Annotated in this window: 23 protein-coding genes; 9 read left to right on the top strand and 14 right to left on the bottom strand. The window is 39.8% G+C overall.

The genetic code is table 11. The features are described 5' to 3' along the window. Positions 1–44: 44 nt before the first annotated feature. Both AC106S_RS13415 and lon read right to left on the bottom strand, forming a co-directional pair. On the bottom strand, positions 45–1,157 hold the full coding sequence (locus tag AC106S_RS13415; RefSeq protein ID WP_482439776.1) for an AI-2E family transporter: 1,113 nt from the start codon (positions 1,155–1,157) through the stop codon (positions 45–47). 189 nt (positions 1,158–1,346) lie between these two features. Next, entirely contained in the window at positions 1,347–3,752 is a 2,406-nt protein-coding gene (lon, locus tag AC106S_RS13410) for an endopeptidase La (RefSeq protein ID WP_482439774.1), read from the bottom strand. A gap of 262 nt (positions 3,753–4,014) precedes the next feature. On the opposite strand from lon, the gene AC106S_RS13405 reads away from it, so the two are divergent. From AC106S_RS13405 to AC106S_RS13380, 6 genes are all read left to right on the top strand, one after another. Continuing rightward, positions 4,015–6,168 carry a peptidylprolyl isomerase gene (locus tag AC106S_RS13405; protein WP_482439772.1) on the top strand — a complete coding sequence of 718 codons (2,154 nt, stop codon included), beginning with the start codon at positions 4,015–4,017 and terminating at the stop codon, positions 6,166–6,168. A gap of 129 nt (positions 6,169–6,297) precedes the next feature. Continuing rightward, positions 6,298–7,248, top strand: a complete 951-nt coding sequence (locus AC106S_RS13400; protein ID WP_482439770.1) for an MlaD family protein — start codon at positions 6,298–6,300, stop codon at positions 7,246–7,248. A gap of 9 nt (positions 7,249–7,257) precedes the next feature. Continuing rightward, positions 7,258–8,586, top strand: a complete 1,329-nt coding sequence (locus tag AC106S_RS13395; protein WP_482439769.1) for a 4Fe-4S dicluster domain-containing protein — start codon at positions 7,258–7,260, stop codon at positions 8,584–8,586. Positions 8,587–8,598: 12 nt separating this feature from the next. Next, positions 8,599–9,222 carry a hypothetical protein gene (locus AC106S_RS13390; protein ID WP_482439768.1) on the top strand — a complete coding sequence of 208 codons (624 nt, stop codon included), beginning with the start codon at positions 8,599–8,601 and terminating at the stop codon, positions 9,220–9,222. Beyond that, on the top strand, positions 9,212–9,991 hold the full coding sequence (locus AC106S_RS13385; protein ID WP_153396378.1) for a (Fe-S)-binding protein: 780 nt from the start codon (positions 9,212–9,214) through the stop codon (positions 9,989–9,991). The genes AC106S_RS13390 and AC106S_RS13385 overlap by 11 nt, the downstream gene beginning before the upstream one ends. Positions 9,992–10,486: 495 nt before the next feature. Continuing rightward, positions 10,487–10,975: a hypothetical protein gene (locus tag AC106S_RS13380; RefSeq protein ID WP_482439766.1), complete on the top strand. Its 489-nt coding sequence runs from the start codon at positions 10,487–10,489 to the stop codon at positions 10,973–10,975. A 21-nt stretch (positions 10,976–10,996) separates the two neighbouring features. Here AC106S_RS13380 and AC106S_RS13375 read toward each other — a convergent pair whose 3' ends face one another. Further along, a complete protein-coding gene (locus AC106S_RS13375) occupies positions 10,997–11,605 on the bottom strand; it encodes an acyltransferase (protein ID WP_482439765.1) in 609 nt (202 codons plus the stop codon). Further along, positions 11,592–12,824, bottom strand: coding sequence for an oligosaccharide flippase family protein (locus AC106S_RS13370; protein WP_482439764.1), 1,233 nt, complete (start codon positions 12,822–12,824; stop codon positions 11,592–11,594). The genes AC106S_RS13375 and AC106S_RS13370 overlap by 14 nt, the downstream gene beginning before the upstream one ends. 71 nt (positions 12,825–12,895) lie before the next feature. Here AC106S_RS13370 and AC106S_RS13365 point away from each other — a divergent pair, with 71 nt between their 5' ends. The 3 genes from AC106S_RS13365 to AC106S_RS13355 all read left to right on the top strand — a co-directional run bounded on the left by AC106S_RS13365 (position 12,896) and on the right by AC106S_RS13355 (position 15,761). Beyond that, complete coding sequence (locus tag AC106S_RS13365) at positions 12,896–13,420, top strand: hypothetical protein (protein ID WP_482439762.1); 525 nt, start codon at positions 12,896–12,898, stop codon at positions 13,418–13,420. 68 nt (positions 13,421–13,488) lie between these two features. Further along, positions 13,489–14,757 carry a serine--tRNA ligase gene (gene serS, locus AC106S_RS13360; RefSeq protein WP_482439760.1) on the top strand — a complete coding sequence of 423 codons (1,269 nt, stop codon included), beginning with the start codon at positions 13,489–13,491 and terminating at the stop codon, positions 14,755–14,757. 107 nt (positions 14,758–14,864) lie between these two features. After that, positions 14,865–15,761, top strand: coding sequence for a hypothetical protein (locus tag AC106S_RS13355; protein WP_482439759.1), 897 nt, complete (start codon positions 14,865–14,867; stop codon positions 15,759–15,761). Positions 15,762–15,884: 123 nt separating this feature from the next. On the opposite strand, the gene AC106S_RS13350 is transcribed toward AC106S_RS13355, so the two are convergent. The 10 genes from AC106S_RS13350 to AC106S_RS13305 all read right to left on the bottom strand — a co-directional run bounded on the left by AC106S_RS13350 (position 15,885) and on the right by AC106S_RS13305 (position 26,358). Beyond that, positions 15,885–16,661 (bottom strand): hypothetical protein, encoded by a 777-nt coding sequence (locus AC106S_RS13350; RefSeq protein WP_482439757.1) that lies wholly within the window; start codon positions 16,659–16,661, stop codon positions 15,885–15,887. Positions 16,662–16,742: 81 nt separating this feature from the next. Further along, positions 16,743–17,483, bottom strand: a complete 741-nt coding sequence (locus tag AC106S_RS13345) for a hypothetical protein (RefSeq protein ID WP_482439756.1) — start codon at positions 17,481–17,483, stop codon at positions 16,743–16,745. Between the two features lie 20 nt (positions 17,484–17,503). Further along, positions 17,504–18,262: a sulfite exporter TauE/SafE family protein gene (locus AC106S_RS13340; protein WP_482439754.1), complete on the bottom strand. Its 759-nt coding sequence runs from the start codon at positions 18,260–18,262 to the stop codon at positions 17,504–17,506. Further along, complete coding sequence (locus AC106S_RS13335; RefSeq protein WP_482439753.1) at positions 18,253–18,705, bottom strand: FixH family protein; 453 nt, start codon at positions 18,703–18,705, stop codon at positions 18,253–18,255. Before AC106S_RS13335 ends, AC106S_RS13340 begins: the two co-directional genes overlap by 10 nt. A gap of 9 nt (positions 18,706–18,714) precedes the next feature. Continuing rightward, the gene (gene ccoG / locus AC106S_RS13330; RefSeq protein WP_482439751.1) at positions 18,715–20,169 is read right to left on the bottom strand and encodes a cytochrome c oxidase accessory protein CcoG; all 1,455 of its coding nucleotides are present in this window, start codon (positions 20,167–20,169) and stop codon (positions 18,715–18,717) included. Positions 20,170–20,266: 97 nt separating this feature from the next. After that, positions 20,267–21,145, bottom strand: coding sequence for a c-type cytochrome (locus AC106S_RS13325; RefSeq protein ID WP_482439750.1), 879 nt, complete (start codon positions 21,143–21,145; stop codon positions 20,267–20,269). Between the two features lie 10 nt (positions 21,146–21,155). Next, complete coding sequence (locus AC106S_RS13320) at positions 21,156–21,356, bottom strand: CcoQ/FixQ family Cbb3-type cytochrome c oxidase assembly chaperone (RefSeq protein WP_062698701.1); 201 nt, start codon at positions 21,354–21,356, stop codon at positions 21,156–21,158. Positions 21,357–21,374: 18 nt separating this feature from the next. Continuing rightward, the gene (gene ccoN / locus AC106S_RS13315) at positions 21,375–23,636 is read right to left on the bottom strand and encodes a cytochrome-c oxidase, cbb3-type subunit I (RefSeq protein ID WP_482439748.1); all 2,262 of its coding nucleotides are present in this window, start codon (positions 23,634–23,636) and stop codon (positions 21,375–21,377) included. 27 nt (positions 23,637–23,663) lie between these two features. Beyond that, entirely contained in the window at positions 23,664–23,870 is a 207-nt protein-coding gene (gene ccoS / locus AC106S_RS13310; protein ID WP_482439746.1) for a cbb3-type cytochrome oxidase assembly protein CcoS, read from the bottom strand. Positions 23,871–23,979: 109 nt separating this feature from the next. After that, positions 23,980–26,358, bottom strand: a complete 2,379-nt coding sequence (locus tag AC106S_RS13305) for a heavy metal translocating P-type ATPase (RefSeq protein ID WP_482439744.1) — start codon at positions 26,356–26,358, stop codon at positions 23,980–23,982. Positions 26,359–26,366 lie beyond the last annotated feature (8 nt).

Genomic DNA, 26,366 nt, shown 5'->3' with positions numbered 1-26,366 from the left:
TTTAATGTTCTGATTTGAAGAAGATATTCCTCCTTGCCCACGCATCAGTCCATTTCCTTCAGCGTAATATTTTTGGAAATCTTGTAGCTCTTTTTCTTTTTATTGGGCTTTTCCTCCTCTCCAAGCAGTTTGCCCCAGGGTTTCAGACCTTCCACTCTTTCAAAGATAATCTTAATGATCGCAATAGCCGGAATACAGAGAAACATTCCTGCAATCCCCCAAAGATGTTCTCCCAGGATAATTCCGATGAAAGAAAATAAAGCATTGATCTTTACTTTGGAACCTACAACAAAAGGGAGGACGATATTTCCGTCAATAACATGCACGGCAATGTATCCGATGGCAACGTAAATACAGGTAGAAGGAGTTCCCGTTGCAAAAGCGATAAAGCAGGAAATCAATAATGATATGCAGATGCCAAGATAAGGAATCACGTTCAGCAGGCCTGTGAGTACAGCCAGAAGGACGGCATATTTTACGCCCAGAACCGTAAGAACAATAGAGGTAAGAATAGAAACGATTAAGACCTGAAGGCAAAGCCCGAAAATATATTTCTTCGTCATCACCCTGATCTCAGTAACCACCTCCTGTACGCTGGATTTATGCTTTTCGTTGAAAACCGTAACAATAAAATTATTCAGAACCCTTCTGTAATTCAGAATAAAAATGAAAAAAAGCGTAAAGAAAACAATGAATCCGAATCCGGAAGAAAATATTCCGAAGGTAAAGCCAAGAATTACTCCTGAAGAAGAAAGCAGTTTATTCAGCCCCTGGTTGATGTAATCGAGCTGTTCATCTACTTTTACGTTGAATGTTTTAGAAATCCAATGCTGAAGATTGCTGAACACGGTTGTAAACTGGTCTCTGAGGTGCGGAATATCTTTACTGAAATCCGAAAGCTGAGATCCGAAAAAGTAGATAAGTCCCGATAAAATCGCCAGCATGATAAATACCGATGTCATGGTGGATACGGATCTTGGAAACCTTAATTTTCTCTCCATAAAAGTAGCAGCCGGTAGAAACAGCATGGCCATTAAAAAAGCCAGAAAGAACGGTGCTAAAATACTCTGTCCAAGCGTAAGCAGATAGCCCAGTCCGATAATGGAAATGACAACAAGCGTGAGATTGACAAGAAAAGGGAGTCTGAGAAAGTTCATAATTTTTCAAATATGTAGGATAAAAATAAGAAAACCTGCCGAATTGAAAGTTTATTTTGACTTAATTAACATATTTCTTTTCATTGGTGAAATATAAGATCCTGGCCGTGTGGTACCTTTATCTGGCAAGAAAAAACGCATCCCAAAAATATGAGACGCGTTTCCTTATTGAGAGTTGATATGTTATAATTAATCTTCGATAGCAATAGCAATTAGTTCATCCATCCTGTTTACGTAATGTACGGTAAGGTTTTTCAGATAATCTTTTTTGATTTCTTCCACATCCTTTCTGTTGGCCTCGCAGAGAATAACCTCTTTGATTCCGGCTCTGGTTGCCGCAAGAAGCTTCTCCTTGATTCCTCCTACCGGAAGTACTTTTCCTCTTAACGTGATCTCGCCGGTCATTGCAAGATGTGATTTTACTTTTTTATTTTTGAATGAAGAAACCATTGATGTAAGCATTGTGATTCCCGCGGAAGGTCCGTCTTTTGGAGTGGCCCCTTCCGGAACGTGAACGTGAATGTTCTTTTTGTCCAGGTCTTCCTGTGGAATACCCAGTTCATCATGTTTGGCTTTGATATATTCTAAAGCAATCGTTGCAGATTCTTTCATTACGGTTCCCAGATTTCCGGTCATCGTTAATGCTCCTTTTCCGTTGCTCAGGATACTTTCAATATACAGAATATCTCCGCCTACGCTGGTCCAGGCCAGTCCGGTTACCACACCGGGAACTCCTGTGATTTCAGATAAGCTTTTAGGTCTCGGAACTCCTAGAATTTCATCCACTTTTGCTACTGAGATTTTAGGGTCGTATTCCTTTGCCAATGCGGTCTGAAGTGCTGTCCATCTTGCAATAGAAGCAATTCTTTTCTCCAGGGTTCTTACTCCGCTTTCTGAAGTGTGGGCTTCAATGATGTGTTTCAGTTCTGCATTGCCCAGTTTGAAAGATTTGGCATTAAGCCCGTTTTCTTCCTGCTGTTTTTTAATAAGGTGCCTTTTGGCGATCTCAATCTTTTCTTCCAGGGTATATCCTGCAATTTCTATGATTTCGGTTCTGTCCAGAAGCGGGGTCTGTATCGTAGAAAGCGAGTTGGCCGTGGCGATGAACATGACTTTGGACAAATCGTAGCCCATTTCCAGGAAATTATCATAAAAAGATTTATTTTGCTCAGGATCAAGAACTTCCAGTAATGCGGAGCTTGGATCTCCGTGAAGTCCCTGTCCGATCTTGTCAATTTCATCAAGAACAATCACCGGGTTGGAGGTTCCGGATTTTTTGATAGACTGAAGGATTCTTCCGGCCATCGCTCCGATATAGGTTTTCCTGTGTCCGCGGATCTCACTTTCATCATGAAGCCCTCCCAGGGATAAGCGCACATACTTTCTTCCCAGCGCATCAGCTACCGATTTCCCCAGAGAGGTTTTACCCACTCCCGGAGGTCCTACAAGTAATAGAATAGGAGACTTCATGTTGTTCTTTAACTTCAGAACTGCCATGTGTTCAAGAATTCTCCTCTTGATATCTTCCAGCCCGAAATGAGCCTTGTCAAGTATTTTTTCAGCTCTCGCAATATCAAAAACATCTTTTGTATAGGTTTCCCACGGAAGATCTGTAAAGAAATCAAGATAATTTCTCTGTACATTATAATCCGGAGAATTAGGATTCTGACGCTGAAGCCTGTTGATCTCCTTCTGAAAATGTTCTTCCACTTCCTGGCTCCATTTCTTAGCTTTAGCCTTGAGGATCAGGTCTTCCACGTCACTTTCAGGCCCGCCTCCAAGCTCTTCCTGGATCGTTCTGATCTGCTGGTTCAGAAAATATTCTCTCTGCTGCTTATCAAGATCTTTGGAAGTCTTTTGGTGGATCTGGTTTCTGAGTTCCAGCTTTCTGAAATCCTCATGCATCATTTCGTAGCACTTATTGGCTCTTTCCATCAGGCTTTTTTCTTCAAGAAGGCTTTGTTTTTCGATGGATGAGAAGCTGGCATTGGTGCAGATGAAATTCAGCAGGTCATCATTGCTGCTGATATTCTTAATGGCAAAATTAGCTGCGTTAGGAATATTCGGGTCCAGTTCTATGATTTTAAGGGCAAGGTCTTTGATGTTTTCCAGCAAAGCTTCATATTCCTCTTTATTTTTGGGTCTGGAATCTTTAAGTTTCGTGATTTCGGCCTTGAAATAAGGACGTGTATCTACGATCTTTTTTATTTTAAACCTGTGAAAACCTTTCGTAATGGCGGTGATATTGCCTTCAGGAAGCTTGATGATTTTAATGATCTTGGCAAGTGTCCCGGTCTGGTAAATATCTCTCTCGTCCGGCTGCTCCAGATCCGAATTTTTCTGGCTTACAATTCCGATGAAGTCTCCGTTTTTCTGGGCCTCCTCAAGAAGCTGTATCGATGTTTTTCTTCCGGCAGTGATAGGAATTACCACATTCGGAAACATCACCATATTTCTAACGGGAAGAATAGGGAACACTGTCTGCCCGGAATTCTTTTCCGTCTCTGAAAAGTCTGAAAGATTGATCTCTTCGGCCACAATATCAAATCCATCGCTGATCATTTCCTCTAAACTTATATCTTCAAATTTTGTCATAATTATTGGGGATGACAAATTGTCATCTTCGTTTTAAATCATTAACGTGATTGCTCACAATATGTGCTGAAAATGCTGAACATATTATGGTCTGTTAAAATGCACAATACTTATGCCATTTACTTTTTGATAAAAAATATGGTCAAAATTTCCTTTTTTCCCTGCTTTCTGTCGGAAAAAAATTAAAATAAAGAAGTTCCGTTTCTCTAATTTCTTAAAAATGTGTATTTTCGCAAACTGATAAAAAACTATAATTTATAAAATGGCAATTTTAGGACAGATTAGGAGTAAGCCTTGGCTATTAATGGGGGTGATTGCACTGGCGCTATTGGCGTTTCTGGTGAACCCGGACAGTATTGACAAGGTTTTTGGTAAAAATCCTGATGTTTTAGGAAAAGTAAACGGTGACAAGATCACCCGCGAAGAGTTCAATGATCAGCTTTTCGTGTTGCAGCAGCAGGCTGAACAGCAAGGCCGTCCGAAAAACGGACTTGAGGAGCAGGCGTGGCAGTTACTTGTACAATCCAAACTTATCAAGCAGCAGTTTGAGAAAATGGGCTTTGAAATGACAGATGATTATTTCTGGAATCAGATCCAGTATGATCAGATGTTTGCTCAGAATCAGCAGTTCTTTGATGAGAAAGGTAACTTTAAAACACAAGAATTAAAAAAACAGATTGAAACATTACAGAACACCGATCCTCAGGGATATAACCAGTGGTTGAAAACCAGAAAAACAATCGAGTACAGATTGATGGCAAGACAGGTGTTTGCCAATATTTCCGGAAGCATCACTACTGGAAAGAAAGAAGCTGAAGAGCTGATGAAGCAGAGAGATCAGCTTGCCGATATCGATTTTGTAAAGATCGATTATGCAGCTTATCTTCAGAAAACAAAAATCAATGTTTCTACACAGGATCTTGCGAATTATATCAACCAGCACCCTGTAATGTTCAAAGCTGAAGCAAGCAGAAATCTGGGGATTGTATATTTCCCTTCTCTGCCTAGTGCTGCAGATGATGCAGCCGCTCAGAAAGAAATTACAAAACTGTATTCAGGAGGAACAGATGCAAGCGGAGGTACAGAGAATTTCCAGAACACAAAGAACGATTCTATGTTTGTAATGGCTAATTCTGATATGCCTTTCAATGCTCAGTATCTGAAACCTAATCAGTTGCCTCAGACGATCCAGGGGCAGATTCCTGCAGCTGCCATCGGACAGGTTTTCGGACCTTACAAAGAACAGAACTTCTATGTAGTTTCTAAACTGTTGGATAAAAAGACATCAGATTCTACCTTATCAAGACATATCCTTATTGCTTTCAAAGGAAGTCCTGCGGGAGAAGGAGTAACGAGATCCAAAGATCAGGCTAAAAAACTGGCAGATTCTATCGGAGCTATCGTAAAAGCGAACCCCGGTAAATTTACAGACTTCATCAAGCTTTCTAACGACCCTAGCTCTGCAGCACAGGGAGGAAGTTTAGGATGGACAACACCGGAAACCCCTTTCGTTCCTGAGTTCCTTAAATTCCTTGCAGCAAACCCTAAAGGGGCTACGGGCGTAGTGGAAACCCAGTTCGGTTATCATATCATCAATATTGAAGATAAAAAAGCAGGAGCGATGAGCTATAAGGTAGCTAACCTTGTGAAAGAAGTTAAGCCTTCTGATGCTACGGAAGCAGAATCTGACAAAAAAGCAAGAAAATTCATCCAGCAGGTGCAGGGGAAATCATTCAACGATTTCGTGAATATTGCTAAAAAAGGTAATTACCAGTTCACCAACCCTAAAACAGCTAAAAGATTTGACGGACAGCTTCAGGGACTTGGTACTGATAAAGATGGTGAAATCCTGGCCTGGGCTTTCGATAAGAAAAGAGCCAAAGGAGATACGGAATTCTTTACCGTAGAAGGAACAGGAGATAAGATCGTAGTATACCTTAACGGAAAACAGGAAGCAGGCCTTGCTGATCCGGAATCCGTAAGAGACCAGATCGAAGTGCTCGTTAAAAATAAGCTGGCTGCAAAACAGATCTCTGATAAAATTGCAGGCGCTAAAGCTTCCAGCTTAGATCAGATCGCTACATTGTTTGCTTCTGCAAAACAATCCGCTCAGGTAAATATCCTTAACCCTTCGGTAGCAGGGGCTATGGAGCCTAAAGTAGCAGGTGCTGCTTTTGGAGTGGCAAAAGGAAAACTTTCTAACCCTATTGAAGGGGGAACAGGAGTGTATGTGCTGATCAAAAAATCAGAAACAGTAAACAAACAGCCTGGTGATCTTAAACAGTTCACAGAATCTGTTACCCAGAGAAATTCAGGAATGTTCGGACAGGCCTGGATGAAGAGTCTTCAGGATAATGCAGATATTCAGGATTACAGAATTGAGATCTGGAACAAGCTGGGTAATCAGCAACAATAAGAAATCAAATTTTACAGATAGAAAAACCACCGAAATTTTTTGGTGGTTTTTTTGTATTTAACGCAGAGCAATAAAGAAAAACATTAATTTAAAATGTATTATATTTGCTCATTAGAAAAAATTTAGCAAGTGAAGTTCAGTAAAGAATTAAAAGCTGGTGTGATCGCACTTTTGGCTATTGTAGGCTTTGTGTTGTTGTTTCAATTCATGAAGGGCAGAAGCCTTTTTACTACCGATAATATATTTTACGCAAAATACGACAATGTGGAAGGGCTGGCACAGTCTTCCGCGGTTTCTATCAATGGATTAAAGGTGGGGCAGGTTGATAAGATCATCCCTCAGACCTCCAAAGACGGGAAGATCAATTTTATCGTAAAGATTACGGTAGATGATAAATTTGAGTTTTCAAAAAATTCAACTCTTGAGATTTTTGAACCCGGGCTGATGTCCGGAAAAGAAATGAGAGTAAATCTGGTATACGGCGGCCCGACTGCAAAAGACGGGGATACCCTGAAAGGAGCTTTCAAACTGGGAACGCTGGGAAGTCTTTCTTCTCAGGTAGGTCCTGTGAAGGATCAGCTTCAGACGGTTCTGTACAGAGTGGATTCTCTGATGGCTAATGCCAATCAGGTAGTAAACGCGCAGAACAGAGAAGAAATCAGAGCTCTTCTGGCCAACCTTAATAAAACCGTAGGCGCTTTACAGACTACCGCAGGAAGCGTAAACAGTCTTGTAGGACACAATGATCCGAAACTTCAGAAAGTACTCGATAATGCGGCCGTTACTATGGAGAGCGGAAAGGTAACCCTGGATAAATACGGAAATCTTGCAGAAAGCATCGATACCAAAAAACTGAATGCTACGATTGCCAACCTGGATGCTACGGTAGGTAAGCTTAATCAGGTGATCGCCGGAATAGATAACGGGCAGGGAAGTTTAGGAAAGCTGATGAAAGACGAACAGCTTTATAACAATCTGAATTCAGCATCTACCAATCTGAATGCCCTGATCGAAGATATGAAAGCCAATCCTAAGAGATATATCAATTTTTCAGTTTTTGGAAAGAACAATAAAGACTAAAATAGCCTTATGGAGTACATTGATAACATTATTTTCCTGATCTTACTGGTTGCCGGGTTCGGGCTGTTTGCCAAAAGCCTGCAGAAGATTTACAGAAATATTAAACTGGGAAGAGAAATCGACAGGAGCGACAGGAAATCTGAACGCTGGGAAACTATGGCCAGAGTGGCAATGGGGCAGAGCAAGATGGTAAAGCGTCCTGTAGCCGGTATTCTTCACCTTTTTGTCTATGTAGGATTCATTATCATCAATATCGAACTTATCGAGATTGTTGTAGACGGACTGTTCGGAACCCACAGGTTCCTGGCTTCAGTTTTAGGACACGGTTTCTATAATTTCTTTACGGCTACCCTGGAAATCCTGGCATTGCTGGTTGTTATCGGTGTGGTGGTATTCTTTATCAGAAGAAACTTCTATGGGGTGAAAAGATTAACGATGAAAGAACTTTTCGGATGGCCGAAACACGATGCCAACTGGATTCTTATCATTGAATTTGCCCTGATGATGGCATTCTTCAAAATGAATACCGCAGACTGGGTTTTACAGCAGAGAGGATTACTTCCTGAACACGGAAGTTTCCCGATCAGTTCTACGGTATTGGCACCTCTGTTCAGTGGTTTCAGTGACGGATTCCTGTACTTTACAGAAAAAGCCGCCTGGTGGTTCCACTTTGTGGGGATTCTTTTCTTCATGAACTATCTTTATTATTCAAAACACCTGCATATTATCCTGGCATTTCCGAGTACGTGGTTTGCCAATCTTGATAAAAAAGGAAAATTCAACAATCTGGATTCAGTTACTAAGGAAATTAAGCTGATGATGGACCCTAATGCCGATCCTTATGCTGCTCCGGCAGAAGGAGCAGAAGCAGATGTTCCGTCTAAATTTGGTGCTGAAGATATTTTTGATCTGAACCAGGTTCAGCTGCTGAACGCATATTCCTGTACGGAATGCGGACGCTGTACCTCAGTTTGTCCGGCCAACATTACCGGCAAGAAACTTTCTCCGAGACTGATCCTGATGAAAACCAGAGACCGTCTGGAAGAAGTAGGAAGAAATATAGACAAGAACGGTAAATTTGTAGATGACGGCAAAAAACTTCTGAACGATTATATCACCAAAGAAGAACTTTGGGCGTGTACAACCTGTAATGCCTGTACAGAAGCCTGTCCGGTATTGCTGGATCCGCTTTCCATTATTTTCGAAATGAGAAGATTCCTTGTGATGGAACAGTCTGCTGCCCCACAGGAATTAAATCTTATGATGACCAACGTGGAAAATAATGCCGCACCGTGGCAGTATAATCAGGCAGATCGTCTGAATTGGGCTAATGACTAAAAATCTGAAAAGATGAAAAAACTATTCTTAACCTTTTTGCTGGTCTGTTCAGTCTTTATAATGGCACAGTCGGCTGATGAAAAGAAAATCCTTGAAGATTCACAGTCTTTCATGTCCCTGCTCGAAAAGAAAGACTATGATAAGATGCTGGACATGACCCATCCGGGAATCTTTGAGAAAATGGACAGAAATACATTGTCTAACTCTTTCAAATCATTGCTCGAAGGCAATGAAGAATTCAAAATAGAGATTATTAATACCGATAAAAATGCTTTCGGTGTATCACAGGTCTTAAAAACAGGAGATGACGTGAAATACGCTTTTGTTACCTATCCGATGAAAATGAAAATGACTTTCCTTAAAGAGAAATTTGATGAGGAAAAGAAAAAGATGATGCTGGGGATGATGGAAATGCAGGGAATGAAAGCCCGGTTTATCAATGATTCCGCTTTGGAAATGAGCAAAGAGAGCATGATTATAGCTTTGAACGATAAAACGACCAAAGGATTCTGGAAATATCTGAACTACGATGAAGCCAATCCTCTCTATGTTTCGGTAGTTCCGGCAGAAATCATGACAAAAGCTAAGGAATACTATGCTGATTTTTTAATTAAACAGAAAAAGAATGCAAATTAAAACAATGGCAGAATATGCTGCCGAAGGAAAATCCCCTGAAGTTTTATTTTGGGTTGGATGTGCAGGAAGTTTTGACGACCGCGCCAAAAAAATTACAAAAGCATTTTGCAAGATACTGAATAAGATAGGTGTTGAATTTGCTGTTCTGGGACAGGAAGAAAGCTGTACCGGAGACCCCGCAAAACGTGCCGGAAACGAATTTGTTTTCCAGATGATGGCCCTTACCAATATTGAGGTACTGAATGCCTATGAAGTGAAAAAAATCGTTACGGCCTGCCCGCACTGTTTCAATACCCTGAAAAATGAATATCCGAGTCTGGGTGGAAATTATGAGGTCGTTCACCATACCCAGTTCCTTAAAACCTTAATGGAAGAAGGAAGACTGAAGATTGAAGGAGGAGCCTTTAAAGGAAAGAAAATTACCTTCCACGATCCTTGTTATCTGGGTAGAGCCAATGACGAATATGAAGCGCCAAGAATTCTTCTTGAAAAACTGGATGCCGAGCTGGTAGAAATGAAACGTTGCAGAACCAACGGTCTTTGCTGTGGTGCAGGAGGCGCACAGATGTTCAAAGAGCCTGAAAAAGGAAATAAAGACATCAATATCGAAAGAACGGAAGAGGCATTGTCTTTTGAGCCTAAAGTGATTGCTACCGGATGCCCTTTCTGTAATACGATGATGACCGACGGAGTGAAACATTTCAATAAGAATACTGAAGTAGCTGTAAAAGATATTGTAGAGCTTCTTGCCGAAGCGGAAGATCTGTAAAACTCTTTTCCATAAAATATAAGAACCCAGACACTTAGTCGTGGGTTTTTCTTTGCCTTCATCTGAATAAATTACAGCTAAAACAAAATAAATTTTTCAGTCTGAAAGATATTCTCCGGCGCGCTGAGCAAAGCTCACCGCGCCGGATTTTTTTATTAAAAAGCTTGTAGAGAAATGAATTGAAACCTGTCAGGTTTCCAGAACCTGTCAGGTTTAGGTGGTATAATTGGATGTATATTTAAACTCTGTATTTCAAAAAAATGAGCGAAGCGGCTTTGTTTATCTTAAAAAAACACTGTAATTATTCATTCTGGTCTATCATTGCGATTAATTTTAAAAATTTAAATTCTTATTACTCTTTTCTCTGATCAGGAATATTTCTTAATTTTATACTTTAAAAATTGACAGGATATGATATCTTCTTACCTGACTTTCTTGCCGGTAAGCAGGAATGCAGATGGACATCATATCCGGTAAAAAAATAAATGCTTAGATATGAAAATTGAAGAATCCAATATTGTAGAAACCAACGATTACAGAGTGATTATATACCCGGCATCAAGACCTTTTGAAACAAAAGAAGCTAAAATAATTACTGAAAAACTGTTCGATTTCCTTGCTACATGGGCAGCTCACGGAAAACCGCTTTCTTCCTCATTTAAAATCGAGAAAAACCAGTTTATTGTGGTTTGCGTAGACGAAGAGAAAGAAATGGCTTCAGGCTGCAGCATTGATGCCTTAGGGAAAGTGATGAGAGAGATTGATGAAGAATATAAGCTTGGACTTTTCGACAGGATGAAAGCCAGCTTTGTAGAAAACGGTGAAGTGAAAACATTAAAGTTAATCGACTTTAAAACCCGGTTAAGAAACGGCGAATTAGCTAAAGATATTCAGGTTTTTGACTTCTCTAAAAATACCTATCTTGATTTTTTAAGCCATTTCTTACTTCCGCTTGAAAAAAGCTGGGCAGCAGGTATTGCTTAAAAATATCGCATAACATTACATTTAGAACTTTAAATTGAAGCCTTCAGGCAGTTTTCTGTTAAAAACCGTTTTGGAAAAGTCTTCAATATAAGGTTCTTTTTGTTTGATCACCCTGCAGGGATTTCCTACCGCAATGGAATTCGACGGAATATCCTTAGCCACAATAGAACCTGCGCCTATCACCACATTGTCTCCGATAGTAACGCCCGGCAAAATCACCGAATTGGTGCCCACAAATACATTATTACCGATGGTGATCGGCGGACATTTGTCGTGGATGCTGTGATCATTATGATTGTGATTCGCAGAAATAAGGGATGTTCCGGCACCGAATCCTACATTGTTTCCGATAATAATACCGTTGGTCGCCTGGATATAGATATTCGGGTTATCTCCAGGATCACATAAAATCCCTTTCTTTATATTCTGATGGGCGCGTACTTCTGATGTAAAATGTACCGGCCACGGAACCCTCCCGTTGATTCTCAGAAATTTCTGCGGAACGGTATACTGAAAAAAAAGAACATGAGGTACCATGTATTCGTACTTCTGACGGTAATACTGCGGGTAGAAAAAATTATTAATTCTGTGAAATATCTGGTACTCAATAAATTTTTTAATCGGATTCATTCTTTTTCAGCATAAACATGATGTAAAAATACAAAAATCCATAGCCTAAAAACAAAAACAGGGAAAAAATACCCACCAGATAGCTGATTCCTTTTTCTTTTCCAATGAAAATCGCAGCAATATTCGCGAGGAAAAGATAAATATTGAAAACCAGGGCAACATTGCTCTTTTTCAGGATCAGCAATACATCCGAAATAGGATTGATAAGACTCCGGGTAAGGTACCCGAATGACATCAGGAAAATAAACAGCCCCAGATGCTCCCAGTTTTTGTTGAAAAACAGCTTCAGAACCGGTATTCCGGCTATATTGATGAGAAGATAGAGCGCAAAAATAATATAAAAATTCATCAGGCTCATCTTCCTGGTGTAGGCAAACAGTTCATTTCTGCTGTTCCCCCTGTTGTTGATTTCAGCCGCTTTCGGATAATATACCGTTGCGATGGAAGATGATATGAGAAGAAGGGGAACAGACATGATTTTTACCGCTAAAGAATACTCTCCAAGCAGGGAATCTGCAAAATATAATGAGATCAGGATCGGCATGATATTATTGCCAAGCGCATTGATCAGCGTGGAAGGGTAGGTGTATTTAAAAATTTCCGGTCTCTTTTTCGTATTGGCAAGGTACCTCCGAAAATCAGGCTTTACAAAATATGCTCCGGAATAATAAATCGCTGCAAAAAAAGCGGTCAGAAAACCGATCAGGCTTCCGATAACGAGGCCGTTTTCTATTTTAAAGAAAACGAATATCACCTGAAACAGAAAACTCACCACAGAATCGATAACCGTGAGTATGGAAACCTGCTTAAAACGTTTTTTCTTAGCCAGAAGAAACTTGGCATTATTGGTAAAAAGATAAATGAATCCCGAAAAGATCCCTAAGAACAGAATATCTTTGGAAATATGAAAGGGAATAAGAACCAGCAGAAAGCTGAACAGAGTAACGCCCGCGGAAATAATGCCCGAAGCGCTGAAATTATTATTGATATCCTGCTCATCTCCTTCAAGCATGATCTGGTGCTCCTGGGCAAGGCTCAGAACGATGGCGAATATGCTCATGATACTCAGGTAAATACTGAAAATACCGTACTCGGAAGACCCGTAATATTTAGCCAGCAGCAGCCCCCCGATCACCAGAACAAACTTTGAAATAAAGTTTCCTTTGAAGATGGTGGTAACATGGCTGCCGTTTATTCTTTTGAGTTTGTTTAAAAACATGTTAAAATATTACATGAACAAATATATAATTATACATTTGCATAAAAAAGATTATTGAAAATTAACAGCTGATGAAATTCAACTTCAAATATTTTTTTGCGGCAAAACTTACTGCCATCCTTTTTTTACTGATTTCATGCGGAAGTGATGATGATTCTCTGCAGAGAATAGATCAGATCATGAACATCTATGTAAAGAACGGAGCCGGACAGGACCTGCTGAATGCCAAAAAACCGGGATCTTATACAGCATATGCCGTGAATGATATAGATGGAGACAAAGATGTTTCACCCGTTCCTGTTTCACTCAAAATGACGGCTGATTCTTTGTACTATTTTGAGTATGTGGCCGGTGCCAAAAGAATCGTATTTGATTCCATCAGCCCGGACAGTAAAAATTACCGTTCCAGGATGACCTTTACCTATTCCAAGAAAGTGGGTGATCAGACGGTGATAGAAAGCGATGTCATGATAATCGACTACCGGTGGACACCGTCCTTATTCCAGGTTTCAAAAGTATTATACAACGGAAGTCCGGTATTTTCAAAGGGAGCGGACGAACCCAATTCAATAAATACGGTTACTATCGTAAAATAATTTTAAATTTGTAAAATGGTTGGCTTAGTGTTTAAGTTTAACCTGCTAATATTTAACATCTAAATAAAATGTTACAAGTCAATTTTTTGCGCGACAATAAAGAACGCGTTTTAGAAGGTCTTAAAAAAAGACAATTCAAGAATCTTGAGTTGGTAGACGAAGCTATTGCTACTGACGACGAAAGAAAGAGAATCCAGTTTGAATTAGATTCCCAGCTTTCCGAGATCAATAAAATCTCCAAGGAAATTGGACTTTTAATGAAGGAAGGAAAGAAAGAAGAAGCGGAATCGGCAAAATCTAAAACAGCAGAGTACAAAGAGTCGAGCTCAGAATTGAAATCTCAGCTGGAAGTAAAAGAAACGGAACTATTGAATATTCTGTATCAGCTTCCGAACATTCCGAATGAACTGGTAAAAAGCGGTGCTTCTGCTGAAGATAATGAAATCATTTATCAGTCTCATGATGTGAAAGGTCTTGGTGAAGGAGCGATTCCTCACTGGGAACTGGCTAAAAAATATAACCTGATCGATTTTGAACTGGGTGTGAAAATTGCCGGTGCAGGTTTCCCTGTGTATTTAGGAAAAGGAGCAAGGCTTCAGAGGGCTTTGGTTCAGTATTTCTTAGATAAAAATGTGGACAAGGGATATACGGAAGTAAATCCGCCTCACGTAGTGAATGAAGCTTCCGGATTCGGAACTGGCCAGCTGCCGGATAAAGAAGGGCAGATGTACTATATTAACGAAGATAAATTATACCTGATTCCTACGGCAGAAGTTCCGGTGACAAACCTTTACCGCGATGTACTTTTCGATGAAAAGGATCTTCCGGTAAAAAATACGGCTTTCTCACAATGTTACAGAAGAGAAGCCGGAAGCTACGGGGCTCATGTAAGAGGTCTGAACCGTCTTCACCAGTTTGAAAAAGTAGAGATTGTAAGAATAGAAAAACCTGAGAACTCTTATGCTGTTCTGGAAGAAATGGTAGAGCATATCAAAGAAATCCTTACCGATCTTGAACTTCCTTTCAGGGTATTGAGACTTTGCGGTGGAGATATCGGTTTTGCTTCTGCAATGACGTATGATTTTGAAGTGTGGAGCGCAGCACAGGAAATGTGGCTGGAAGTGAGCTCTGTTTCTAACTTTGAGACTTTCCAGGCCAACCGTCTGAAGTGCCGTTACAAAGCAGATGGCAAATCTCAGCTGGTTCATACGCTGAACGGATCTGCAATGGCTCTTCCGAGAATTATGGCGGCTTTGCTTGAAAATAATCAGACAGCAGAAGGAATTAAACTTCCTAAGAAAATTGCAGAATATGCGAGATTTGATCTGATCAGCTAAACAGAAATCAATTATTTAAAATAGAATCCTCCTGTCGTAAGATAGGAGGTTTTTTCTTGATTCATTTGTTTAAATAAATTTATTATTTTTGCGGCTAAAACTTAACCATGAAAAAGAAATTAAATTTCGTTTTGTATGCTTTCATAGCATTATTTTTTTATTCCTGTGGCGGGAGTGATGATGATCCGGCTCAAATCATTATAGATCCGGTTGTAACAGTGCCGGAGAAAAAGAATACAATAGGAGTGACAGGTGATATTTTCCCGACAACCGCTCTGTTCAGAGGACGTATTGAGCAGAAGGACGGGCAGGTTGAAGTTCCGGGATTTGTTTACTCTACTTCACCCAATCCTACTAAAGGTAATAATCCTTCTGTGGATACCTATACCACAGGGACAACAGATTATAAAGTAACCGTTACCGGCCTGCTGCCGGCTACAACTTATTATGTAAGGGGATACATAAAGACAGCTGACGGTAAATATACCTACACTTCAGAAACTTCTTTCAAAACAACCGGATATTTCGGTACTTCTGGTGCTTATGTTGGCTATGATAAAGGTGAATATAAAGACGGCTGGAGATATATGGAAATTCATCCGCAGAAAGTATATTACGGAACCAGCGCACAGGGAGCCAATTGGGGAGATTTAAATCTCTATATTTCCGGTACTTTACATGATTTTGGTAAAGGACTCGAAAATTCAACCCTCATTGCAAATAACAATCCGGGAGCTAACTGTGCAGCTAAAGTATGCCTTGATCTGGTAAGAGGAGGTGTTTCTGACTGGTTTCTCCCTTCAAGTGAAGAATTGCTTACGCTTTCCAAAGAACTTAAAAAGGCTAATATTTCTTTAGCTTTGGGAGGTAGTTCGATATGGACTTCTACCCAAAAGAATGAGAATTCTGCATTTGATGTTACGTTCCAGATGAATGGTGATATCATCAGCACAGATATGGTAAAACCTCAGAATATGATTGTACTTCCGGTAAGAAGATATTAAAAAACTGAGCTTGGTTATCATTAATGATAATTGCTTTTCATGCATGTATGTGTACGATTTATAAATTCTTATCCTGAATTCAAGATAAAAATAGAACCCATCGGAATCCGATGGGTTATTATTTTATTCGGTAGTAATGATTACCTTTTTATCTTTATCAACAAGATTTTTATTGTCAATCAGATCATTTGATCTTACTGTGATCTGAACTGTTTTGTTATCGATCTGTTTTACAAAATCATGCTTTCCTTCGATTTTTTTAATGGGTTTCTGAAATTTCAGGGTATTGGTAAACGTAAGATTGAACATTCTGAGCATTCCGGCCATTCCTGAAGCCATCTGCTTTCCATACGCTTCAATGGAATCGCTTTTAGACTGGGGAACTGTATTCTCGGGCTGATCTTTTTCTTCCAGCATTTTAAGGATTCCGTCGGAATTAAACTTATCCGTATTGATAGTCAGCGATTTTCCGTTCCATACGGCAATATCCTGAAGCGGAATTTTTTTCAGACGTTTGTCACTGTTCAGGAGCTGGGTAATCTCTGAAGGCATCAGCTTATCATATTTTAAAGAAAGTCCCAGGATTTCTCCTTTATCTTTATTTACCTTCATATAGAGCTTTTTCAGGGCTTTTGCAGAGTCTTCATTAATGGTGATTTTCCCATTCTTCTGAACATTATAGAGGCTTTTCCATTCTGTGGGAAGACGATCCAGTTCTTTAAGCTTCTGTGAATCTGTACCCATCATACTCATCATTCCCATGACGCTTTTATCCATAAGAATATTGGACTGCATACTGGTAGCAGAGTCTTTATAGTAAGTGGTTTCTGTATTAATGGAGCAGGACTGCAGCACAGCAAAAAGTACCGCCACCCATATCCATTGCATCTGTTTGATCATTATTAAAATTTTTTGTGGTTGAAAATATACTATTACAAAACGGATACCAATAAAAAAACCTGCTGAATTCAGCAGTCTCTGTTATTCTGTAACGATCACAATGCTCTTATCTGCATTTTTGAATGGTTTATCCTGATCATAAATCGTTTTTAGATCATAACTGATCTTTACGGAGTAATCATCAATTTTTTTAAACCAGTCGTGCTTCCCTGTAATCGATTTTATTTTATTCTCAAACCTCAGGGTTGTGCTGATGTTTTTAAAGAACATCGTCATCATTCCTTCCACTTTTTGAGGATTGTCTCTGGAAGCTTTGGAGATGATTGCAGCTTCAATATTTTTCAGATTGAAATTTTCTGTATTGATGGTGAGGGTTTTTCCGTCCCAGATATTGAAGAGGTTCTGATCGACGGGCAGCTTCTCATTTTTAATATAATGGCTGAGTACTGAGTAATCATCGCGGGTAAAGTGTTCTGTTTTCAGAGAAACACCGGTAGGTTCATTATTTTCCCTGTTGGTTTTCATAAAGATCTTTTTCATGATCCGGATGTGATCCGGGTCTGTGTCCTTTACATCTCTGTTCTTTTGTTCCAGTTCCTGAAGGCTGGTCCAGGCAGCCGGGAATTTATCCAGATCGCTGTACTCATTCTTATCTCTCAGGGAATCCGGGGTGGCGGCTTTCATTTCAGCGATAAATCTTTTCATATCGATATCGGTTACAGAAGTGGAAGAAGCATCTTTATGGTAAACAATTTCAGAGGTTACATTGCACGACTGCAGGATAAAAAAGCTGATAATGAATATAAAAAATATTTTCCTCATTGGAAATGAAATAACCCGGTTTAATGACAGTTTGAAGAGGTATGGTCGTGTCCTTCAATGTGGCAGTTTGCCCCATTATGATCTTTGGAGATGCCCATGGCTTCGGCTCTTGGTGAGATATAAGGAATTCCAAGCTCAAGACCTCTCAGGATAAACAATCCTCCGAGAATAATCATAATCACAGGAAAAGCCTTTAACACTTTCAGCCTGAAAGCCTGATTCATGAGGTTTCCGGCCAGAACTACCGCAAACATGAACGGAAGGGTTCCCAGCCCGAATAAAGCCATATATACAGCGCCCTGCCATATTCCTCCGCCTGCAAGACTAGCCGTAAGGGCCATATACACCATTCCGCAGGGTAAGAAACCGTTCAGGATCCCGGTGGTAAATCTCGACCGGTAATCTGCTTTCTGAAGAAGCCGTCCCAAATTCGATTTTACTGAAAATAAAAATCCTGAAAGAAAAGGAATCTTTGAAGCAAAATCTTTTCCGCCAAAAGAAAATAAAGCCATAACAATCAGGAGAATTCCTGCCGTAATGGTAAGATACTGCTGGAAGCCTGCCATTTCAAACCCTTCCCCTACAATGCCCAGGATCGCACCCAAAAGAGAATAGGTAAAGATCCTGCCAAACTGGTAGGTAAGGTTCTGAAGATAAAAATTAGCTGCCTGTTTTTTGGTAAGTCCCATCGACAGGGCAATAGGTCCGCACATTCCGATACAGTGAAAACCGGAAGCAAATCCTAAAGCGACAGCCGATACAACAAGTCCTATTTCCATATCACATCATAATCCATTCGGTAGTCTGTTTTATCCCTGGTCCATGACAGTCTTAAGGTGTAATTTCCCATCTTTAAAACCTGGGAAGGAATTACAAAAGACTGGCCGGCATCAAGCTGTACAGATTTTTTGATATCTAAATTCTGGTCGTCGGTTCTGTTTAAAACAAATTTTACCGTAGTATTGGTATTGTTATAATCTTTTGGAAACGTGATTCTGATTCCGTCTTTGGCCTGGCTGTATACCGGCCTTTCCTGCAGTTCATCCGCTCTTTTCTTGGCATCGATTACATCCTGATACTGAAGTTCTTCCTCGTAATAATTGTCCGTTACCATTTCAGAATTTTTCTGTCCGTTCGGAAAGAGAAACAACATGGATAAAATAAAAACGATGAATGCGAATAATGCAATAACAACACCGTGTCCCCAACTAAAGTTTTTCATCTTTTAAAATTAAAATTGCAGTTTGAATGGTCCTTCAAAATAAGTCTGGTAAGAGTCTACCAGCTTTCCTTTCATATCATAAACACCAATAGTGATGTTCTGTTTGGAAAGTTTCATTTCACCTTCCGGGAAACTGATATTGATGGTTCCCTTTGAAATTTTATCGCGTTCTATCTCGATCTTGCTGGAAGCACTGTAAGTAATTTCCCCGTGAGCAGGATCAATGACTTTTATCGTTACGATCTTTTTGTCGTTTGTTTTATTCAGGAAGGTGTAATTGTACGTATTGGTAATTTTTCCGTCTCTTACGAAGAATGTACTTCCGGCAGGTTTAATGAATTTAGCCTCCATTTCTCCTCTGTTATAAAGAAGGAATCCTAAAAATCCTACCAGCAGGAATAAGAATACGGTAAATCCTTTCATTCTTCCAGTAAATTTGAACTGTGTTTCTTTTTCAATTTCGTTTTCGGAAGCATATCTGATCAGCCCTTTCGGAAGACCTACTTTTTCCATCACTTCATCACAGGCATCAATACAGGCGGTACAGTTGATGCACTCCAGCTGCTGCCCGTCACGGATATCAATTCCCGTAGGACATACCACAACGCATTGGTGGCAGTCTATACAGTCTCCTTTGCCTTCTGCTTTCCTGTCTTCCCCTTTTCTCCATTTTGATCTGTTTTCCCCTCTCTTAAAATCGTAAAAAACATTGATGGTATCCTTATCGATCAGAACTCCCTGTAATCTTCCGTACGGACATACCAGCGTACATACCTGCTCTCTGAACCATGCGAATACAAAGTAAAACGCAGCCGTAAAGAGAATCATTACCATAAAGTTCGTAGGATGGGCAAACGGTCCTTCGGATACAATTTTAATTACTTCTTCATAGCCCACAATATACATGAACATAAAATGGGTAATGATGAGTGAGATCACAATGTATACAGACCATTTCAGACTTCTTTTCCAGATCTTTTCACTGTTCCATTCCTGTCTGTCCAGTTTCATCTGCTTGTTGCGGTCGCCTTCAATAAGATATTCTATTTTACGGAAGATCGATTCCATAAAAATTGTCTGAGGACATATCCATCCGCAGAAAATTCTTCCGAACGCAATCGTAAAAACGATAATAAAAATTAAAGAAGCAATAGCACCTAAGGTCAGGATAAAAAAGTCCTGTGGATAGAATGGCTGTCCGAAAATAAAGAATTCCCGGTCGATAACATTAAAGAGGAAGAATGGGTTTCCATTGATCTTCAAAAACGGTATGGTAAAATAAACAACTAATAAAAGATAGCTTACAATATTTCTATAATTGGTATATTTTCCTTTTGGCTTCCTTGGAAATACCCATTTTCTTTTTCCGGATTGCTCCATTGTCCCTATAGAATCTCTGTAAGTTTCAGGGTCCAGAACCTGTCCCTGTCCGCCTCGTACCTCTGTTTCTTCTATGTCTGACATATTGTGTATGTTTTAAAAAAGAAAAAACATAATTCGTTACTATTTTTTAATCTAATAACAAATTATGTTTTTTTCATATGTTTTCTAATTTTTTAAATTATTCTTTTTCCCAGTGAGCTTCATCTCCATATGGTGGAGCACCGCCCTGAGCAGGAGTAATCGGCTGCTGTTCCTGGTTGATGTGGTATACATAGGCTGCAACATTCTGGATGTCTGTACCGGTTAATACCCCATTTTTACCCCAGGCCTGCATTGCCGTACCTGTTACCCCGTTTTCAACCACGTGGAATACGTTTTTGAATAGGGTTTTTTCAGGCTGGTTGTGCCAGTAGTTATCGGTAAGGTTTGGCCCGATACCTCCTCTACCTCCTTCAGAGTGACAAGATACACAGTTGGTTTTGAATACTTCTTCACCGGCTGCGATGTTATCTGCGGAATATTTTGCAGATTCAATCGTTACAGGAGGCTGTTCTTTCATATACTTATCAATAGCAGCCATCTGTTCTTTGTATTCTTTCTCATACTCGCTTAGCGGGTGAGCAAAATCGGTGAAAGAGTAAGCTGCGATATATACAATACAAAAAGCAGTCCCAAAGTAAAATAAACCTACCCACCATTTAGGTAACTGGTTGTCAAGCTCCATAATCCCGTCGAAACCGTGGTCAATAAGGATGTCTTTCTCTTCAGTTTCAGATTGCTTTTTGAAAGCTGCATCATACATTCTTTTTAAGAATGGGATTTTCTTTTCTGCAAGATAAGCTGCTTTTTCTTCCGGAGATAATTTTTTGAATTTGTTATTCTCAATCAAATCCCCGATAGCACTGTGGATGTATGCTAAAATGGCACTGATCACAACAGTTCCCCAGAAATAAGGAGAGGCTAAGAACGAGTAGCTCTGTACAAATAAATAATAAAAAACTATTAAAAGTCCGGTTATTATTAAGATGTTTACAACAACAGGTGTTCTTTGTTTCATAATAAATAGTTTAATTTTTTAAATTAAAATCGTCATCTTCATCATCCCCCAGAGGAGCCTCTTCTTCTTCTTTGTAATATTTTTTAGGCCTGCTAAAAACATAGATTACCAAAGCTACGAAGAACAGCAAAAAGAAAATCAGAGCCAGCGTCTGGTAGAAACCAGCGTTTTCTGTATTGGATAATATATCTTTAAAGTTCTGAGGAATCATGTGAACCTTTTAATGTTTTTAGTTATTACTTGCTGTTTTGATTTCAGTCGTCTTGATATCTGTACCTAACCTTTGAAGATAAGAGATAAGTGCTACGATCTCTTTTTTCTCCAGTTCTCCTTCCGGTTTTTTGGCATATTCCTTCTTAAGGTCAGCTGCTTCAGAGAAGATATCTTTTACAATTTTCTTCGCCTGGTTATCTGCCCATGTGTTCGCAGAGTCAATTTCAGCTTTGGTGTAAGGTACATCAAATGTATTCTTCATCAGCTTCAGTTTGTCTACCATTTTAGATCTGTTCAGGTCAGTATAGATTAACCAAGGGTAACGTGGCATGATAGATCCTGCAGAGGTAGATCTTGGGTTGTACATGTGCTTGTAGTGCCAGGAACTTGGGTTTTTACCTCCTTCTCTGTGTAAATCCGGTCCTGTTCTCTTAGAACCCCATAGGAATGGTCTGTCGTATACAAACTCCCCTGCTTTGGAGTACTGTCCGTTTTTACCGTTGAATCTTACGATCTCATCCCTGAACGGTCTGATCATCTGAGAGTGACAGGCGTTACATCCTTCACGGATATAGATGTCTCTACCTTCCAGTTCAAGTGGTGAATAAGGTTTTACCGCTGAAATGGTAGGTACACTTTTCTTAAGAGATAGGGTAGGGATAATTTCTACCATACTACCGATTGAAATCGTGAATAAAGATAGAACTGTTAATAACATTGGCATTCTTTCCAGCCAAAGGTGGAATCCTTCCCCTTCTTTACGTTTGTTTCCGATATTGGCTAAAGCAGGTGCTTCAGCAGGAACTTCTTTCTGGAATGATCCTTTTCTTACCGTAGCAATTACGTTTACGATCATTAAGATGGCTCCTGAAATATAGAACAGACCTCCTAAGAATCTCATTTTGAAGTAAGGAATAATTGCAGTAACGGTATCAAGCCAGTTTTTCCATAATAAGGTTCCGTCCGGATTGAACTGCTTCCACATTAATCCCTGTGTAAATCCTGAAATATACATTGGTACTGCATAGAAAATGATTCCTAATGTCCCTAACCAGAAATGCCAGTTTGCTAATTTTACAGACCAAAGTTTTGTTCTCCACATGATCGGTACCAGGTAATAGATAACCCCGAATGCCATGAAACCATTCCATCCAAGAGCTCCTAAGTGTACGTGACCAATAACCCAGTCTGTGAAGTGACCGATTTTGTTGATGTTTTTTGTTGCCAAAAGCGGACCTTCGAAAGTTGCCATACCATAACATGTTACCGCTACTACGAAGAACTTAAGGATAGGATTCTCTCTTACTTTATCCCATGCTCCTCTTAAAGTAAGGAGTCCGTTCAGCATTCCTCCCCACGACGGTGCGATAAGCATAATTGAGAAACCTGTTCCCACAGCCTGTGCCCATGCCGGAAGTGCTGTATACTGAAGGTGGTGAGGACCAGCCCAGATATATACGAAAATTAAAGACCAGAAGTGAATAATAGACAGTTTGTACGAGAATACCGGTCTGTCTGCAGCTTTTGGTAAGAAGTAATACATTAAACCGAGAACCGGAGTCGTAAGTACGAATGCTACTGCATTGTGACCGTACCACCATTGTACGATGGCATCTTTTGCACCTGCATAGGCAGAATAAGATTTCCAGCCAGTGAATGATAATGGAACTTCAAGGTTGTTGAAAATATGAAGCATTGCCACTGCAACCCATGTTCCTAAGTAGAACCAGATGGCTACATAAAGGTGTCTTACTCTTCTCTTGGCAATCGTCATAATCATGTTTACCCCGAAAATAATCCACGAGATAGCGATTAATATATCAATCGGCCATTCGTGCTCAGCGTATTCTTTTGATGTATTGATTCCCATAAAGAAGGTAATGAACGTCGCAACGATCATAAGCTGCCAGGTCCAGAAATGAATCCATGACAATGTATCACTATACATTCTTGTTTTTAATAATCTCTGTGTAGAGTAGTATACCCCCACATAAACGATATTACAAACGAATGCAAAGATTACGGTATTGGTATGCAGCATTCTGATTCTACCAAAACCAAATGCACCATGAGTGTTTATTAGCCCTTGAATATTGCCCGATGCAAGACTATTGATGGTTGTATCATCAGTTCCGAAAAAGAACTCGGGTAATTCAGGGTAGAAAAGCATTAATGCCGCCGTAAGCCCAAACGTAAACCCTATAAAACCAAAGATGATGGTCGCATAGAGGAACGCACGGACAATACTGTTGTCATAACTAAACTTTTGTGTTTCCATATCAACTATTCACTATTTTTCTCAAATTTATTTATTCTCTCCTTTTTCTTTTTCGTCTTTATCTCTGTCGCCATTTTCATCATTCTCTCTGACACGTTCATCATCGAAAAGAATCCGGACAGCAGGAGATTCGTCATCTTCAAACTGCCCTTTTCTGGCATACACTATAAATACGACCAGGAAGATCGCAGCTAAAGAAACACTGCAGACGATCATTAAATATAGAATATCCATTGGACAACAAAATTAACCTATTTTCGGGGTTCAAATTTAGTGAAAAATAATGACATTCATCACGAAATGCGGATTTCAGCTAATTTAAAATCAGTCTAAATAAGAGGGTTTAAGCCCCTTTTTTGAAATATTTCCGGCCTAAAATCCAGGTAGCAAGTGTGGTAAATGTAACAACAGTAATCGAACTGATTGGCATGATGATTGCAGCGAAAAGCGGATGCATATGACCTGTAACTGCGTAACTTAAGCCTACGATATTGTAAAGGAAGCTGATTATGAATGTCATTTTCACAATTGTAATAGAGCCTTTGCATACATTCAGATAGTTATCTAAGGTCACTACTTTTTCACCATTCATGATAACATCGGATGAAGGAGTGAAGCTGTTCGTGTCGTCGGCAATTGCAATTCCTACATTGCTTTGTTTGAGCGCTCCCGCATCATTAAGGCCGTCTCCAAGCATGGCTACTTTAAGATGCTGATCCTGAAGATTTTTAATGTAATTCAGCTTGTCTTCCGGGCTTTGGTTAAACGCCATTCCCCTGAAATTTGGGATAAGGTCTTTAAGCTGGTTTTCTTCAGAAGAATTATCTCCGCTCAGGATGAATATTTTGTAGTCTGTAAGTTTTGTGAAGAGTTCTTTCAGTTTTGGACGGTATTCATTTTTGAAAATGAATTTACCCAGAAATTCTCCGTTTTTACTGATGTATACAGCGGTTTCCAGGTTTTTGGGCTCCTGGTTGTTGTATCGTGCAGACCCTATTCTGTACAGGGTTCCGCGTACTTCGGCCTCATATCCTTTTCCTGAAATTTCCCTGAAGTTTTCAACAGTGAAATAATCATCATTTATTTCAATGAATTCATACAGGGATTTGGAAAGCGGGTGGTTGGAGTTTTTCAGTAAAGTCTTAATATTCAGATTGTCAAATTCGCTGATTTCAGAGCCTTCATACCTGATATTTGATTTTTTTCGGTGGGTAATTGTTCCGGTTTTATCAAAAACAATGGTATCAAGTTTGGCGATTTTTTCAATCGTCAGAGTATCTTTTACATAAAACTTATTACGGCCTAATATCCTCATAATGTGTCCGAAAGTGAACGGTGCGGATAGAGCGAGAGCACATGGACAGGCAATGATCAGGATAGCGGAGATTACCTGGAACATCTTCTCCAGATCAATAAATGCCCAATACGTTCCGGCGATTACGGCAATCCCTAAAATAATGAATGTGAAATATTTACTGATGCTGTTGGTGAGCGTGTCAAGTCCTGTTTCATGCTTTTTGAAAGCTTCCTTGTTCCAGAGCTGGGTGAGGTAACTTTGATCCACATCTTTGATGACTTCCAGCTCCAGTGAAGATCCGATCTGTTTTCCTCCGGCAAAAATCTTATCTCCCGGCTGTTTACTGATGCTTACGCTTTCTCCTGTGATGAAGCTGTTGTCAATATTTCCTTCCCCATTGATCAGGATGGCATCTACGGGAATAATTTCCTGGTTTCTTACGAGAATTCGGTCTCCTACTTTTACTTCAGAAAGAAGAATATTGTCCTGCTTTCCTTCAAAATCAACTTTGGTAACGGCAATAGGATAGAATGATTTGTAATCCCTGTCGTAAGAAAGCGCGCTGTATGTTCTTTTCTGGAAAATCTTACCCATCAGCATGAAGAAGAGAAGTCCGCACAAGGTATCAAAGTATCCCGGACCGTAATCGGTGGCCACTTCATAGATGCTTCTTCCAAATAAAACAAAGATGCCAAGAACGATGGGAACGTCAATGTTTACAATTCCGTTCTTCAGTCCGTACCATGCGGATTTGTAATAATCCGAGGCCGAATAGAAAACAACAGGACAGGCCAGAAGAAACATCAGTACTCTGAAAAGCCCTTTGTAATGTTCCATCCAGTAATCTTCTCCGCCCACATATTCGGGGAATGCCAGGAACATTCCGTTTCCGAATGCAAATCCGGCAATTGCAAATTTTACCAGCAGCGATTTATCGAGATGATCCACATTTTTATCTGCGGTCTCAAGGCTGATGACGGGTTTGTATCCTAAATTCGTTAAAAAATTAGCTAGTTCACTTAATTTGAAGTCGTTATGGTTGAACGAGATCTGTAAGGTCTTACGGGTGAAATTAACCTGAGAGTAATTGATGTTCTTATTCAGGGTATGAAGACTTTCCAGTAGCCATATGCATGATGAACAGTGAATTACGGGGATTTTGAAAGTGACAAGGCTGGTGTTCCCTTCAGAGAAATCGGTAACCTTTTCGAAGATCTCCGGAGTGTCAAGATAATCAAACTGTGAAGAACTTTCGTCGCTCGGACGGATTCCTGCCCTCTTGTTAAGTTCATAAAAATTACTTAAATTGTTGGTATTCAGAATCTCGTATACAGACTTGCAGCCGTTGCAGCAGAAAGTCTTTTCATCAAACAGAATTCTCTCTTTTTCTATACCTTGACCACAATGAAAACAGTTCTCGCTCACCTCCCTAA

The organism is Chryseobacterium sp. FR054 (assembly GCF_056844565.1).
Note: the sequence above shows the minus strand (reverse complement) of the source record. Positions and strands in the feature narration are given on the sequence as shown.

Coding starts and splice junctions, on each gene's coding strand:
- ccoG (WP_482439751.1), bottom strand. CDS start 20,169: ATGTCAGACATAGAAGAAACAGAGGTACGAGGCGGACAGGGACAGGTT.
- AC106S_RS13375 (WP_482439765.1), bottom strand. CDS start 11,605: ATGAATCCGATTAAAAAATTTATTGAGTACCAGATATTTCACAGAATT.
- AC106S_RS13395 (WP_482439769.1), top strand. CDS start 7,258: ATGGAGTACATTGATAACATTATTTTCCTGATCTTACTGGTTGCCGGG.
- serS (WP_482439760.1), top strand. CDS start 13,489: ATGTTACAAGTCAATTTTTTGCGCGACAATAAAGAACGCGTTTTAGAA.
- lon (WP_482439774.1), bottom strand. CDS start 3,752: ATGACAAAATTTGAAGATATAAGTTTAGAGGAAATGATCAGCGATGGA.
- AC106S_RS13340 (WP_482439754.1), bottom strand. CDS start 18,262: ATGGAAATAGGACTTGTTGTATCGGCTGTCGCTTTAGGATTTGCTTCC.
- AC106S_RS13370 (WP_482439764.1), bottom strand. CDS start 12,824: ATGTTTTTAAACAAACTCAAAAGAATAAACGGCAGCCATGTTACCACC.
- AC106S_RS13345 (WP_482439756.1), bottom strand. CDS start 17,483: ATGAGGAAAATATTTTTTATATTCATTATCAGCTTTTTTATCCTGCAG.
- AC106S_RS13415 (WP_482439776.1), bottom strand. CDS start 1,157: ATGAACTTTCTCAGACTCCCTTTTCTTGTCAATCTCACGCTTGTTGTC.
- AC106S_RS13325 (WP_482439750.1), bottom strand. CDS start 21,145: ATGAAACAAAGAACACCTGTTGTTGTAAACATCTTAATAATAACCGGA.
- AC106S_RS13385 (WP_153396378.1), top strand. CDS start 9,212: ATGCAAATTAAAACAATGGCAGAATATGCTGCCGAAGGAAAATCCCCT.
- ccoS (WP_482439746.1), bottom strand. CDS start 23,870: ATGGATATTCTATATTTAATGATCGTCTGCAGTGTTTCTTTAGCTGCG.
- AC106S_RS13365 (WP_482439762.1), top strand. CDS start 12,896: ATGAAATTCAACTTCAAATATTTTTTTGCGGCAAAACTTACTGCCATC.
- AC106S_RS13405 (WP_482439772.1), top strand. CDS start 4,015: ATGGCAATTTTAGGACAGATTAGGAGTAAGCCTTGGCTATTAATGGGG.
- AC106S_RS13350 (WP_482439757.1), bottom strand. CDS start 16,661: ATGATCAAACAGATGCAATGGATATGGGTGGCGGTACTTTTTGCTGTG.
- AC106S_RS13335 (WP_482439753.1), bottom strand. CDS start 18,705: ATGAAAAACTTTAGTTGGGGACACGGTGTTGTTATTGCATTATTCGCA.
- AC106S_RS13355 (WP_482439759.1), top strand. CDS start 14,865: ATGAAAAAGAAATTAAATTTCGTTTTGTATGCTTTCATAGCATTATTT.
- AC106S_RS13320 (WP_062698701.1), bottom strand. CDS start 21,356: ATGATTCCTCAGAACTTTAAAGATATATTATCCAATACAGAAAACGCT.
- ccoN (WP_482439748.1), bottom strand. CDS start 23,636: ATGGAAACACAAAAGTTTAGTTATGACAACAGTATTGTCCGTGCGTTC.
- AC106S_RS13390 (WP_482439768.1), top strand. CDS start 8,599: ATGAAAAAACTATTCTTAACCTTTTTGCTGGTCTGTTCAGTCTTTATA.
- AC106S_RS13380 (WP_482439766.1), top strand. CDS start 10,487: ATGAAAATTGAAGAATCCAATATTGTAGAAACCAACGATTACAGAGTG.